The 13803-nt window shown below is 39.0% G+C and carries 16 protein-coding genes; 15 read left to right on the forward strand and 1 reads right to left on the reverse strand.

Annotated elements, in window-relative coordinates:
- Positions 1 to 11: 11 nt before the first annotated feature.
- The 8 genes from AC2TFD_RS05585 (at position 12) to AC2TFD_RS05620 (ending at position 4180) form a co-directional block, all read left to right on the forward strand.
- Entirely contained in the window at positions 12 to 536 is a 525-nt protein-coding gene (locus AC2TFD_RS05585) for a QcrA and Rieske domain-containing protein (RefSeq protein WP_335511486.1), read from the forward strand.
- Positions 526 to 717, forward strand: a complete 192-nt coding sequence (locus AC2TFD_RS05590) for a hypothetical protein (RefSeq protein ID WP_335511484.1) — start codon at positions 526 to 528, stop codon at positions 715 to 717. Before AC2TFD_RS05585 ends, AC2TFD_RS05590 begins: the two co-directional genes overlap by 11 nt.
- Positions 710 to 1021: a hypothetical protein gene (locus tag AC2TFD_RS05595; RefSeq protein ID WP_484675213.1), complete on the forward strand. Its 312-nt coding sequence runs from the start codon at positions 710 to 712 to the stop codon at positions 1019 to 1021. Before AC2TFD_RS05590 ends, AC2TFD_RS05595 begins: the two co-directional genes overlap by 8 nt.
- Positions 1008 to 1280, forward strand: a complete 273-nt coding sequence (locus AC2TFD_RS05600) for a hypothetical protein (protein ID WP_335511480.1) — start codon at positions 1008 to 1010, stop codon at positions 1278 to 1280. The genes AC2TFD_RS05595 and AC2TFD_RS05600 overlap by 14 nt, the downstream gene beginning before the upstream one ends.
- Before the next feature lie 98 nt (positions 1281 to 1378).
- Complete coding sequence (locus tag AC2TFD_RS05605; RefSeq protein WP_484676277.1) at positions 1379 to 1960, forward strand: sensor histidine kinase; 582 nt, start codon at positions 1379 to 1381, stop codon at positions 1958 to 1960.
- A 20-nt stretch (positions 1961 to 1980) separates the two neighbouring features.
- Positions 1981 to 2634, forward strand: a complete 654-nt coding sequence (locus tag AC2TFD_RS05610) for a response regulator (RefSeq protein ID WP_335511478.1) — start codon at positions 1981 to 1983, stop codon at positions 2632 to 2634.
- Positions 2635 to 2649: 15 nt separating this feature from the next.
- On the forward strand, positions 2650 to 3111 hold the full coding sequence (locus AC2TFD_RS05615; protein ID WP_484675214.1) for a GAF domain-containing protein: 462 nt from the start codon (positions 2650 to 2652) through the stop codon (positions 3109 to 3111).
- A gap of 1 nt (position 3112) precedes the next feature.
- Positions 3113 to 4180: a sensor histidine kinase gene (locus AC2TFD_RS05620; RefSeq protein WP_335511474.1), complete on the forward strand. Its 1068-nt coding sequence runs from the start codon at positions 3113 to 3115 to the stop codon at positions 4178 to 4180.
- 72 nt (positions 4181 to 4252) lie between these two features.
- On the opposite strand, the gene AC2TFD_RS05625 is transcribed toward AC2TFD_RS05620, so the two are convergent.
- Positions 4253 to 5905 (reverse strand): glutamine--tRNA ligase/YqeY domain fusion protein, encoded by a 1653-nt coding sequence (locus tag AC2TFD_RS05625; protein WP_335569129.1) that lies wholly within the window; start codon positions 5903 to 5905, stop codon positions 4253 to 4255.
- Positions 5906 to 6096: 191 nt separating this feature from the next.
- Between AC2TFD_RS05625 and AC2TFD_RS05630 the strand changes: the two genes are divergently transcribed.
- From AC2TFD_RS05630 to AC2TFD_RS05660, 7 genes are all read left to right on the forward strand, one after another.
- Complete coding sequence (locus AC2TFD_RS05630) at positions 6097 to 7080, forward strand: Gfo/Idh/MocA family protein (protein WP_484676278.1); 984 nt, start codon at positions 6097 to 6099, stop codon at positions 7078 to 7080.
- Between the two features lie 131 nt (positions 7081 to 7211).
- Entirely contained in the window at positions 7212 to 8225 is a 1014-nt protein-coding gene (locus AC2TFD_RS05635; protein ID WP_484675215.1) for a 4Fe-4S binding protein, read from the forward strand.
- A gap of 270 nt (positions 8226 to 8495) precedes the next feature.
- Positions 8496 to 9149, forward strand: coding sequence for a bifunctional 4-hydroxy-2-oxoglutarate aldolase/2-dehydro-3-deoxy-phosphogluconate aldolase (locus tag AC2TFD_RS05640; RefSeq protein WP_484676279.1), 654 nt, complete (start codon positions 8496 to 8498; stop codon positions 9147 to 9149).
- Positions 9146 to 10150 (forward strand): sugar kinase, encoded by a 1005-nt coding sequence (locus AC2TFD_RS05645; protein WP_484675216.1) that lies wholly within the window; start codon positions 9146 to 9148, stop codon positions 10148 to 10150. Before AC2TFD_RS05640 ends, AC2TFD_RS05645 begins: the two co-directional genes overlap by 4 nt.
- A gap of 14 nt (positions 10151 to 10164) precedes the next feature.
- The gene (kduI, locus tag AC2TFD_RS05650) at positions 10165 to 10995 is read left to right on the forward strand and encodes a 5-dehydro-4-deoxy-D-glucuronate isomerase (protein WP_335511465.1); all 831 of its coding nucleotides are present in this window, start codon (positions 10165 to 10167) and stop codon (positions 10993 to 10995) included.
- A gap of 52 nt (positions 10996 to 11047) precedes the next feature.
- Positions 11048 to 11830 (forward strand): 2-dehydro-3-deoxy-D-gluconate 5-dehydrogenase KduD, encoded by a 783-nt coding sequence (gene kduD, locus AC2TFD_RS05655; protein WP_484675217.1) that lies wholly within the window; start codon positions 11048 to 11050, stop codon positions 11828 to 11830.
- A gap of 234 nt (positions 11831 to 12064) precedes the next feature.
- Positions 12065 to 13759, forward strand: coding sequence for a hypothetical protein (locus tag AC2TFD_RS05660; RefSeq protein WP_484675218.1), 1695 nt, complete (start codon positions 12065 to 12067; stop codon positions 13757 to 13759).
- Positions 13760 to 13803 lie beyond the last annotated feature (44 nt).

The raw sequence follows: 13803 nt of genomic DNA on the forward strand, positions 1-13803 counted from the left end.
GAGGGATTAACATGACAGATAAAAATAATAAAATCCCATTTAATGAAGATAACTATACTCATAATATAAATCGTAATAATGAAAGAAAATTAGACCGCCGCGGTTTTATGAAAACATTAGTCGGGGCTGCAGGAGTATTTGCGGTATCCTCGCTTCCATGGGGTGTACTCGCTGCGAATGAGCTCAACGGGCTGGGAGATAAAAAATATCCAAAACAGAAAATTACCGATGTTAAGGCGCTGCCTATTGGCGATGCAGTCGATTTTCACTTTCCAGGAGAGCATGACAGTGCGATTTTAATCAGGTTATCCGAGGAGAAATATGTAGCCTATCAAAATGCCTGCACTCATCTTCGCTGCCCGGTATTTTGGAAGAAGGATGAAGGGGAAATGCTCTGCCCTTGTCATCATGGAAAATTTGATGTTGAAACCGGTGCGCCTACAGCAGGTCCACCTAGACGCCCTTTACCTGAAATCCATGTGAAAGTAGAAAATGGATCGATTTATGCTGTAGGAGTGAAACGTTATGAAGCGTAGTTACCTGCCAGTTGCACTCCTTTTAGCTGTATTAATGTTGAATATTATCGCTACTCAATATATGGTTCATCAATACTTTTATGAAAACTATACAAACAGTATTATCGCTGCAAGCCTAAATGTCATCTTATTCCCAGTTGCATTCCTGATTTATAAAAAAGGTGTGAACGTTAATGACTAGTGAAACATATCTTGATTTTTGTTTTATGCGAGGACAATCAGGTGGATTTTCAAATGAAATTAATGAAATATTAAAAGAGACATTTGGAAAGAAACGTTTGAATTGGTTTCTAGAAGAAAAGACCATTGAAGGTGCTGAAATGGTGATTGCGGAAGTAAAAGGGATGAGCGATTGGAATTCTGAGGAAGAAACCGTCCTTTTCCTTGAAGAAAATGCCGGTGAAAAGTTTTGGGAGTATCTTCAAGGCTATAAAATGTTCATCTACCCTGTAAAGAGAGGGTGTAATAGCTGTGGAACCCATTAGTTTAGAGGAATTGCGAGGATTTGTTGGAGCGACTGTTGAAATCACGGTACACGACCAACAGGGTGGAGACCAACCGCCTGCTATAAATAAAAAAGTAGAAAAAGTTGAGTACTGCCCTGACCACACACATATTCGGTTCTATTTTGATCATGTGAATTTTTTAGCTGTTCCGCTTGCCTGCGATATTGCTCAATCAGAAACGTTGTTTTCTGCATCAGACACTAGGAGCGGGCTAACGTATACATTTAAAATCCAATAAAAATCTAAGGGAGGAGGGCGAGAGTAATAGAAAACGCTGCATCAAAAAATCAAATTAGTTCCTATATCATTCAGGCACAAGAAGAGGAAATTAAACGAATTTCCTTAGAACTTCATGAAGGAGTAGGACAAAATCTATTTAGTATACTAACAGGATTACAAATAGTTGAAGCAGGAATTGGTCAGGACCATTTGAAAAATTATCTTCATGAAATGACTCAGTTAATTGAAAAGACGATGCAGGAGATCAGATTACTTTCCGTTGAACTTTATCCGCCTGCCCTTACTTCTCTTGGATTACTGCCAGCAATAAAAAGTTATCTTAGGGTGTATACTTCAACATTTGGGATCCTTGTAGAAATAAAATCCGCAGGTATTGAAAAAAGCATTCCTGAAGCTGGCAGTATTGCTGTTTTTCGGGTATGCCAAGAAGCACTGGCAAACATTGCAAAATATGCAGATACGTCTCATGTGAAAATGGAAATGATCTGGAGAGAAAATGAATTAAAAATTTCAATTTTTGATTTCGGAATAGGATTTCAAGAAGAAGATCTTGAAAAGAAACCATATTCACTTGGGATTGTTTTGATGAAAGAGAGAATGCTTCTAGCTGGCGGAAAATGTAGGGTTTACTCTAAAATAGGTGAAGGGACGTCTATAGAAATATCTCTTCCCATCTAGGGAGCGAAGGAGAGTTAGAATTGATCAAAATCCTATTAGTTGATGACCATGCTGTTGTAAGAAGCGGCTTGAAAATGCTTTTACATACAAATCCTGAAATGGAAGTGATTGGTGAAGCTTCTGAAGGAAATGAAGGCATTAAAAAAGCCTTGAAATTAAAACCCAATGTAGTAGTAATGGATTTAAGTATGCCGCATGGAAAAGATGGATTATCAGCGACTGCGGAATTAAAAAAACAAATGCCAGAAATAAATATCCTGATTTTAACCATGCATGATGATGAGGAATACCTATTTAGAGCAGTCCAGGCTGGGGCTGCAGGCTGTATTTTAAAAAGTGCTCCACATGATGAGTTAATGTCTGCAATCGAATCCGTTGCAGCTGGGGATGCCTATCTTCATCCAGCGGCAACCAAGCGATTAATGGAAGAATATTTAGGCAGTATTAAGCAAGGCAGCAATGATACGTATAGTCTTTTATCCGATCGTGAAAAAGAGGTCCTTACCCTTATTGCGAAAGGATATTCAAATAAAGAAATTGCTGAACAGTTAGTGATCAGTGTAAAAACGGTTGAAACTCATAAAGGAAACCTAATGGAGAAGCTGAAAATGAAGACGAGGCCGGAATTGGTTGAGTATGCTGTCAAGAAGGGGCTGCTGGGTTATGGGATATAAGGAGAATACCGGCATATGACAGAAATAAGAGAAATACCAGCGGTTATCGAGGTTTGTGACGGCTTACTGAAGGAGGTAAGCTGCGAATTTGTGGCTCTAGCTTTTCAGAATGAAGTTGGGCCGGATGTTCGATGGCATTATGCTGCGGGAAACTTAAATGATAAATATCAAAGAATAACCGTCCGTTTTGGAAAAGGAATCGCTGGAAAAATTATATCAAGCGGCAGTCCCATGATGTTGAGTGACTTTCCCAATGATATCTATGGAAAAGTAACTGACCATCCCATTATGCTTGCCGAAAAACTTATTTCCTGTTATGCGGTCCCTTTATTTTTTAATAGCTCCCCAAAAGGTGTTTTACTCGTTGGAAAAAGAAGTGCATACACGTTTACCGAAGAAGAACAGCAAATGGTGAAGAATTCTGCCGAGAGACTAGAGCAGCTAATTAGAAATCATATCTCAGGTGAAGGAGTTTAGTATGGAAATGGATCGTGAGCAGCCGTTAAACGAACTCACCAGCCTTGAAATGGAATTAAAAAAGTCCATTCAAGAATTAATGGATTTTAAGTTTGCACTCGATGAATCTTCTATAGTAGCAATAACGGATTCTAGAGGAACCATTACATATGTAAATGAACAATTTAGTCAAATCTCGAAGTATCCAAAAGAAGAACTGCTTGGTCAGGATCATCGGATTTTAAATTCCGGCTATCACTCTGAAGGGTTTTTTAGGGAGATGTGGAGAACGATTGGCGGCGGGCAGGTATGGAAGGGTGAAATCCGAAATCGTGCGAAAGATGGCACCTATTATTGGGTAGATACGACGATTGTTCCATTTTTAAATGATAGCGGAAGACCTTATCAATATTTGGCAATCCGATATGAAATAACGGAACGGAAAAGGGTAGAACAAGAACTTCAAAAAATGATGACACAAATTATTGATGTTCAAGAGGAAGAACGTAAACGTTTATCACGTAATTTACACGATGGCATCGGTCAAAACTTATACAGTCATCTAATTACCATCAATCGTCTACTTTCAGAAATGGACCACCCGCTCCTCCATCAAATGCAAAAGGAAGCGACACAATTAATTGAGGAGATTCGCGATATTTCTTGGGAGCTGCGCCCATCCGTATTGGATGACCTTGGACTTGTTCCAGCTATTCGGTCCTTCCTATCTCGGTTTTCGGAAAACTATCAAATTGATGTTTATTTTGAATGTATGTTAAACAGGCGTCTCGATATTAGTATCGAATTAACCATTTATCGAATCATACAAGAAGCCTTAACAAATATTCGGAAATATGCAGATGTATCGGATGCTACTGTTACGGTTAGAGAAGCAGATCAATCAGTGAGAGTAATGATTGAAGATAAAGGGAAAGGTTTTGAAGCAGGAACTGAGACACGTGGTGTTGGTCTATTTAGTATGGATGAAAGAGCACGTGCAGTAGGAGGGGAACTTACGATTAACTCTACACCTGGTAAAGGAACAAGGGTCATTCTTGAAGTTCCAATCACAACCACAATGGAATTATAAAAATAGAACCAGGCATGGTGCGCCAGGTTCTATTTTTTTTCTAGCTTCAGCGCCCTAATGGCAGGATATGCTTTATAATTTAAATGAACTTTTTAAGGATACGATTCGGTTAAAAACAAGTTTATCCACTGTCGTATGTTTTGGATCCACGTTGAAATATCCGTGTCTAAAGAACTGGAATTTGTCATGAGGTCTGCTTTCTCTCATGTTAGGTTCAACAAATCCCTGTAATATCACAAGTGATTCCGGATTAACGTTATCAAGGAAGGATTTCTCTTCCTCATCCTCTTCGTTTTTATCCAGGATCAGTGGTTCATATAACCTAAATTCCGCTGGGACAGAATTGGTTGATTCCACCCAATGAATCGTTCCTTTTACCTTCCGTCCAGTAAAGCCAGTCCCACTCTTGGTGAGTGGATCATAGGTACAACGCAGTTCAACGACTTCACCGTTGATATCCTTAATAACTTCTTCACACTTAATGAAATAAGCATGTTTAAGGCGAACTTCATTACCAGGGAAGAGGCGGAAATATTTACTTGGCGGGTTCTCCATGAAATCATCTTTCTCAATGTAAATCTCACGTGAAAAAGGAATTTTCCTCATTCCCATTTCTGGAACTTCAGGATTTATCTCAGCATCTAGTAACTCGATTTGTCCTTCTGGATAGTTGGTGATAACCACTTTTAAAGGATTAAGTATCCCCATTGTACGAGGAGCCTTCAGCTTCAAATCTTCTCTAACGAAGTGTTCAAGCATTTGTGAGTCAACTGCTCCAGAACCTTTCGAAACACCTGTTTCACGGACAAAATTTCGAATCGACTCAGGCGTGAATCCCTTGCGTCTCATTCCTGAAAGGGTAGGCAACCGCGGGTCATCCCAGCCATCAACAAACCCTTCGTCAACGAGCTGCTTTAGTTTACGCTTGCTCATTACGGTGTTAGTCACGTTTAAGCGGCCAAATTCAATTTGCTGAGGCGTACTTTCCATTTCGCATTGTTCCACTACCCAGTTATAAAGTGGACGCTGGTCTTCGAATTCAACCGTACAAAGGGAATGAGTTACGTCCTCAATTGCATCCTCTAGAGGGTGTGCGAATGCATACATTGGATAAATACACCACTTATCACCGGTGTTATGGTGTGTAGCATGTGCAATTCGATAAATAACAGGATCCCGTAAATTAATATTAGGAGACTTCATATCAATTTTTGCACGAAGAACTTTTTTCCCATTTTCAAATTCTCCATTACGCATCCGTTCAAATAAATCAAGGTTCTCCTCGATTGAACGGTCTCGATATGGACTCTCTTTCCCAGGTGAAGTCAATGTCCCGCGATATTCACGGATTTCATCCGGTGTTAGGTCATCTACATAAGCAAGCCCTTTTTTAATTAATAAAACCGCGCGTTTATACATTTCCTCGAAATAATCAGAAGCAAAGTACAAGTTATCCCATTCGAATCCCAGCCATTTTACATCTTCTTTAATGGAATTTACATACTCGACATCTTCTTTTAACGGGTTGGTATCATCAAATCGCAAGTTGGTTTTTCCGTTAAATTCATCTGCTAAGCCAAAATTAATAATGATTGATTTAGCATGGCCAATATGTAAATATCCGTTTGGCTCTGGAGGAAAACGAGTGATAATTTTATCGTGCTTACCTGATTCCAAATCCTTTATCATCACATCTTTTATAAAATTTGAACCTAGATTGTCCAATTTATTCAACCTCTCCTTCATTCCTTCTTATATAAATACCATAATTAATGATAATTTTCCATTGTTGCCATAATTCATTTGAAAAATTAGTCTAAGATTAATTTTATCAAATAACCTGCAAGAATGTAAAATTGGTAAAGGATAGTGAAAGAGGATACAATAAAATATTGAAGAAAGAAGGGATAATTATGATTAATTTAGGAACAGTCGGCACGAGCTGGATCACAGGCTCGTTTATTGAAGCAGCCAAACTTAGCGGCAAACTAAATTTAACTTCAGTGTATTCACGAAGTGAAGAAAAGGCAAAAGAACTTGCCCATACATATCAAGCAGCACACTATTATACGGATTTGGATGAGATGGCAAAAAGCCCAGAAGTTCAGGCAGTCTACATTGCCTCGCCTAATTCAGTTCATCTCGAACAGGCACTTACATTTTTAAGAAATAAAAAGCATGTTATATGCGAAAAGCCGATATTCTCTACGACTGCTGAATTGGAACTTGCCTATCAGACTGCAAAAGAAAATGGAGTCTATTTGTTTGAGGCGATTCGCAATATCCATACACCTAATTTTGATATCTTAAAAAGGAACCTTCAAATGGCGGGTACTCTAAGAAGTGCGATGCTGCCCTATATTCAGTATTCTTCTAGGTATGATTTGTTTTTAGAAGGTGAAATGCCAAATATCTTTTCTAGTACTTTTTCAGGCGGAGCTCTAGTAGATTTAGGTGTTTATCCACTTTATCTGGCTGTGGGGCTATTTGGGGAACCAAGTAAGGTTACGTATCATCCGGTTATCTTATCAAGCGGTGTCGATGGCAGTGGTACACTGGTGTTAGAGTATCAAGACTTTGTCTGTACGATTCTCTGCTCGAAGATTTCCCATTCGGTTATGCCCTGTGAAATCCATGGAGAAAAGGGTACCTTCGTCCTTCTTGATGCGGCACCGATATCGGAAATTAAATTTATTGACAGCCACACAAAAGAAAGCGAAATTTTGAGTGTTGTCCAGGAAGAAAAAGACATGGTGTATGAATGCAGCCATATTGCCGAAATCATCGAATGTAAGGATGATCAGCAGTATGAGGAATTAAAATCCTTAAGCCTGATAGTCCTACGAATAACAGAAGAGGCCAGAAGACAGAACAATATTGTTTTTGAAGTAGAAATGTAACCCAAACTTTGTCTGTTTTAAGTTTGGGGTTGTGAACTCTTTATGAAAACGGTATTTCCGATGACTTTTATCACATCGCCAATTTTACTTCGTTCCTTATATTTAAGGTGAAGAAGATTGGAGGAATCGAAATGAAGTCGATGAACTGGTATAAGAAGCAGCTGAAAAGTAAGCCGGTTCAAATAACAAGATACGTAGTTCAAGCCGTATTCTTGTTGTTTCTACTATATGTCGGTGTTCGTTTTTATCAATTTTATATGCACTTTGAAAGTTTAGGTGAAACACCTTTTGTTGAAAGACCTTCGGCAGTTGAAGGGTTTCTGCCCATCAGTGCTTTAATGGCATTAAAGGTTTGGTTAGGGACTGGTGATTTTGATCTTATTCACCCAGCTGGACTTGCGCTGCTTAGCTTTTTTGTAGGCGGTGCCATTATTTTTAAACGATCATTTTGCAGCTGGATTTGTCCAGTTGGAACAGTAAGTGAATGGATTGCCAGATTTGGAAAAAAGCTGTTTAAAAGAAACTTTGAAGTTCCCACTTGGCTTGTATGGCTGTTGACTCCTATAAAATATTTATTATTGTTGTTCTTTTTGGGGATGGTCATTGTAATGCCAACCTATGCGGCGATTGCTTTTCTAAATGAGCCTTATAACAAAATTTCTGATATAAAAATGCTGACCTTTTTCCTAGATATTAGCGGCTTTGGTCTGGGGTTTCTCATCGTGATGGCTGCCCTTTCCTTGTTTTATAGAAACTTCTGGTGCCGTTTTCTCTGCCCATATGGTGCATTTATTGGGCTAGGTTCTATGCTTCGAATAACAAAGATTCGCAGAAATGAAGAAACATGCACCAATTGTGAAATGTGTACAAAAGTTTGCCCTTCGAGGGTGAAGGTACACAAAGTGGAAACAGTAAACACGCTTAACTGTACTGCGTGTATGGCCTGTGTGGAAGCCTGCCCTGTGAAGGATACTTTGAATATGACTGTAGCGAATAAAAAGGTAAATAAATGGTTTATACCGGTATCATTTTTTGTTGCATTTTTCTTAATTATTGGATTCGCCAAGGTTACCGGACACTGGGAAACGATTATTAGTTATGAGGAATGGAAAATATTAATACCAGAAGCTAAGTTTATAGATTAAGAGAAGAAAGTAATCTGTCATGATGACAGGTTACTTTTTTTATTGTTTAGGAAATTGAGACTTCGGACAAGGGAGGCGTGAAAGGGCATGTGGTTGTCCGAAGTCAGCGGCGCCCATGATGAAACAGCAGGCTGGATTACCCCAGTCGAAACTTTCGGATTATTTTAAAAAATAAGGTTGAAAATAAGTAAGCGGTCCCATATAATAGGCTTATAGATTTCCGAATGAACAACTACATTTCCTATTTGGAAATCAAAGGAGGTGAACATCATTAAAAAGACGAATATTCTCTTGAAAATTGAAAAATGCGGTGTCATTGCAGTTTTACGTTCAGACACTAAGGAAGAATCACTGAAAACGATAGATGCGCTAGTTAATGGTGGGATGACAGGTTTAGAAGTAACATTCTCCATTCCACAGGCTGAAGAAGTGATCCGTGAAACGGTATCCAAATATAATGATAATTCCAGTATTGTTGTAGGAGCAGGAACCGTTCTTGATGCGATGACAGCTAGAATTGCCATTATGGCGGGAGCTGAATTTGTTGTAAGTCCGATGTTTGATTCAGAAATTGCAGAGATTTGCAATCTTTATCAAATTCCTTACTTACCAGGATGTATGACAATTACTGAAATCAAAACTGCACTTCGTTCTGGTGTTGACATTATTAAGCTATTCCCTGCGAGTACATACGAACCAAGTTTTGTGGATGCTGTAAAAGGACCACTTCCGCAAGTAAATATTATGCCAACAGGTGGAATTAACCTGAACAATATGGAACAATGGCTTTCAAAAGGCTGTGTTGCAGTTGGTGTGGGAGGAAACCTATTAGCTCCGGCTAAAACAGGAGACTATGACCAAATAACCAAGCTGGCAAAACAATATATGGATAAATATAACGAATTAAAGATGGTGAATGCATGAGCAACATCGTTACTTTTGGTGAAATCATGTTAAGGCTGTCAACATCTGCTGGCACCCATTTTAGCAATGCCGGAAGCTTTCAAGCACATTATGGTGGAGCCGAGGCAAATGTAGCTATTAATTTAGCGGGCTTTGATCATACCGTTAGTTTTGCGAGTAAGGTACCTGACAACGCTTTGGGACTTGCTGTTAAAAGACATCTGCAAAAGTATGGTGTAAACATCAAGCACTTGCTGTTTGGCGGCAATCGCCTTGGAACCTATTATCTTGATAGTGGAGTTGGTGAACGATCTTCAGCTGTTATTTACGACAGAGCGAATTCAAGCTTTGCTTCAGTTAAAGACAATGAATGGAACATAGAACAGATTTTTGAAAACGTCGACATTCTGCATCTATCAGGTATAACACCGGCACTTTCAGAAAAATTAGCTGAAATTATTTTGACCTTGGTGAAAGAAGCAAAAATGCGCAATATTAAAGTCAGCTTTGATATTAATTTCCGCTCAAAACTCTGGAATCACGACCAAGCAGCGAAGGTGATTTCAACTATCATTCCTTATGTTGACTATTGTTCTGCTGGAAAAATGGATGCGCTTTATTTGCTGGGCATCCCAGAAAATAATACGGATTTACCTGATACAGAATATTATTATCAAAAAATGCATGAAAAATATAGTAATATACAAGTCTTTTATTCTACGATTCGCGAGGTTCATTCAGCAACCTCTAATACATTGCAAGGCACGCTTTGGAAAGACGGTAAAACCTATGTATCCAAAGTTCATAAGCTAGAACCAATCATCGATCGTGTTGGCGGCGGAGACGCGTTCTCAGCAGGAATATTACATGGTTTATTGACCAATGCAGACCTAAACTATACGGTCTCATTTGCAACCGCATACTCAAGCTTAAAACATACCGTATATGGTGATTGTAACCCTTTTACTGTAAAAGAAGTAGAAAACTTATTGGAAAATGGCTCAGCAAAAATTAATCGATAACAGGAGTGAAAAAAATGGAAACTCGTTATACACATAGCCCAGAAGATATTCGTAACTATTCAACAGAACAATTACGTAAGGAATTTTTAGTAGAAAGCATTTTTGTACCTGGAGAAGTAAGATTAACGTATACCCATAATGATCGAATGATCTTTGGCGGGGTTACACCAACAGACAAGCCTTTAACCATTGAACTTTCAACAGAATTAGGAGTTACTTATTTCTTAGAACGCCGTGAACTTGGTGTAATTAATATTGGCGGACCAGGATCAATCGTGATTGAAGGTACCGAAGAGCCAATGAAAAAGCAAGATGGCTTTTACATAGGAAAAGAAACTAAGGATATCCAATTCAAATCAGAAGATCCGGCTAATCCAGCTAAATTCTATACTGTTTCTGTACCTGCACATCATAAATATCCAAATGTGAAAATTAGCATTGACAAAATCGAACCAATGGTAACAGGTGATTCAGCAACATTAAATCATCGTTCTATTTATCAATATATTCATCCAAACGTTTGTGAAAGCTGTCAGCTTCAATTAGGATACACGATCCTAACTCCAGGAAGCGCTTGGAACACCATGCCATCACATACGCACGAACGCCGTATGGAAACATATCTGTATTTTGATATGAAAGAAGATACACGTGTATTCCACTTCATGGGCAAACCAGATGAAACAAAACACTTAGTAATTGCCAATGAGCAAGCTGCTATCTCTCCAAGCTGGTCAATTCATACTGGAGTGGGAACAAGTGACTATACTTTCATTTGGGCAATGTGCGGAGAAAACATTACTTATAATGATATGGACATGGTTCCAATGAAGGACCTAAAATAAACGCTTTTGGCTTTAATGTGTTCTTCATAAACTGATACGGAGGCTTTGAAAAATGACTCAAGACTTACAACAATTCTCATTAGATTATTTTAAATTAGATGGTAAAGTTGCCATTGTTACAGGCGGTAATACTGGGCTTGGACAAGGATTTGCGGTTGCTTTGGCAAAAGCTGGTGCAGACCTTTTTGTAGTCACGCACGGGAATAATTGGCAGGAGACAAAGGAACTCATCGAACAAGAAGGCCGCCGCGTAGAGTTTTTTCAAGGTGATTTAACTCAAAAACAAGTTTCTAAGGATATTGTTGCTAAATGCTTAGAAACCTATGGACGAGTGGATATTCTAGTAAATAACGCTGGCACAATCCGTCGTTCACCATTGCTAGAGGGTAAAGAAGAAGATTGGGACGCTGTAATGGATATTAATTTAAACGCTGTATATTTATTAAGCCAAGAAGCGGCAAAAGTAATGGTCGAACAAGGCAGCGGAAAAATTATCAATGTGGCTTCCATGCTTTCTTTCCAAGGTGGTAAATTTGTACCTTCTTATACAGCCAGCAAACATGGCGTTGCCGGATTAACAAAAGCATTTGCCAATGAATTAGCAATTAGTAACGTCCAAATCAATGCGATTGCACCTGGTTATGTTGAAACCAAAAATACTGCACCAATTCGTGCGGATGAAGTACGTCATGCAGAGATTACATCTCGCATTCCAGCTGGCCGCTGGGCGACACCAGCGGACCTGCAAAGTGTCGTGGTATTCCTTGCAAGCAAAGCATCTGATTATATGAACGGAGCCATTGTACCAGTTGATGGCGGCTGGTTAGTTCGCTAATTCAAAAGGTCATATATAGATTTATTTGAAAGATAAGAGTTAAGGTTTTTGAACTTAGATTACTGTCCAGCTCCACAAGAGTAAGCTTCGAAAGCGTTACTTCGCACGAAGGAAAAGCGTTAGCCTTTCCGAGGAGGCCATACGCCGCTGAACAGGGCGCTTACGCTATTCTGCTTAAGAATATAGCTATTTCAATATAGCTATATTCTTTTTATTATCTGGAGGGATTATTAAATGCAAGCATCTACTACAGCCGCCAATATTAGAAGAAAAGAGATTATTAAATTAGCGGCTAATAAAGCTCTGGAACTTCCTATATTGCCTAGCGGGTACTGGTTTCATCAAGATTTACGGGATAATTTTTATTATGCTGCTCACTTATTTGCCTATTGCGCAGATAAGGAATTTGAGTGTGATTGGAATGAGGAGCAGCGTGAAAAGGCAAAAGAGATTGCTCTAACTATGCTTAAAAACGTATTAGTGCTTCAGGAGGTTAATCCTCATGATCCCATGTACGGGCATTGGCCATTGAATTTGCGTGACAATCCCCAGGAGGCAAAACCCCATTTCCTTCCGGTTGAGTTGATGGGATGTTTACTCATTTTGTTCTACAATAAATATCAGCATGAGCTGCCACTTGATGTGAAAAATGACTGTTTACAAGCGATAACTCATATCTACAAAAGTGATGTTTACAAACACCCGCTTAAAAATATGCATCACCATGAAGCCAAACATACCTCACTAAAAATACTGCTTGGAGATTTCTTTAACAATGCTGATTTAGTAGAACAGGGACTACAGCTGGCACAAAAACAATTAAACCATATAAGAAAATTTGGCTTTAAAGAGTATGGTGCACACCCTTGGTTTTGGCATTGGGTCCAGGCTTTTACATGCGTATGGGAGAGTGTCGAAAATACAGATGTGAAGAGTACGATGAGTGACCTTCTTGATTATTTATGGAGGTTACGAGCTGTCTACTATTTACAGGGTACATGGGCGGGACCGCATTCAAGACAGTTACGCCATGATAGCCCAAGGGATAGAAATACGTTACTAGATTATATTCAATTTGGTGATTTTTCACTGCCTGCGGAGATTGTAAGATTGGAAGGTTCGGCATTGTATACGTATGAGGTTTCCCAAGATATTGTACAAAGTGCAACTAATCGAACTCAGCCAGTAGAAATAAAACGAAAAATTCAATTTGCACACGCTGATGATATCGTGACAGAAGAGGCACATACCTACGTATACATTACCCCAGACTATGCTGTTGGCGGTATTTGGGAGAGAATAAGGGAATTTGACAATGAACAAAAGCGTTGGGACATCACACTGCCGTTGACTCAAGGCGAAAGTGCAAATCAGGCATTTTTCTTTCATCCGGGAGAAAAATACGTGCCAGGAGACGACCGACATGCAAGTTCTTTTGGAGAGGTAATGTTCCACAAGGATACTGTCATTCAAATTTGGAATGTCCCTGCCGATCATAAAGAAGCTTTCCCAGATATTCTTGGCTGTCTCCCTAAAGGAGAGTGGAAGCTTGAAAAAGATAGAGGATATGGGAAAGTGGAGGACTGCTTTATTATCTTCCAGTTAATCAATGAATATAGTTGGGAAGAGAAAAGAGACAGAATTTCAATTACGAGCCCGCTTACTTCTAATTGGAGTGGGGTAGTCATGGAGATTGTATCTTTCCGGGATGGTGTTGATTTAGGTATAATGGATTTGGAGTCGTTTAGCAAGTTAGTCAATGAAAAGAATAAATCATGCTTTACGTTTGACGATACTGCTAAAAAAATGACCGTATCCTATGTAACATGGAGAAATGAAATCGTCAAATTCACTTTAGACAATCAAGGAAACCTAAATCGTTTGGTAAATGACGGTGAACTTACATTTGCGGATTATCCAGTTATTTAAATGCTCGAATAGCACTTAATAGAATTTTTTAAAAAATGGAAGGA

It is taken from the genome of Neobacillus sp. plas4, assembly GCF_057221695.1.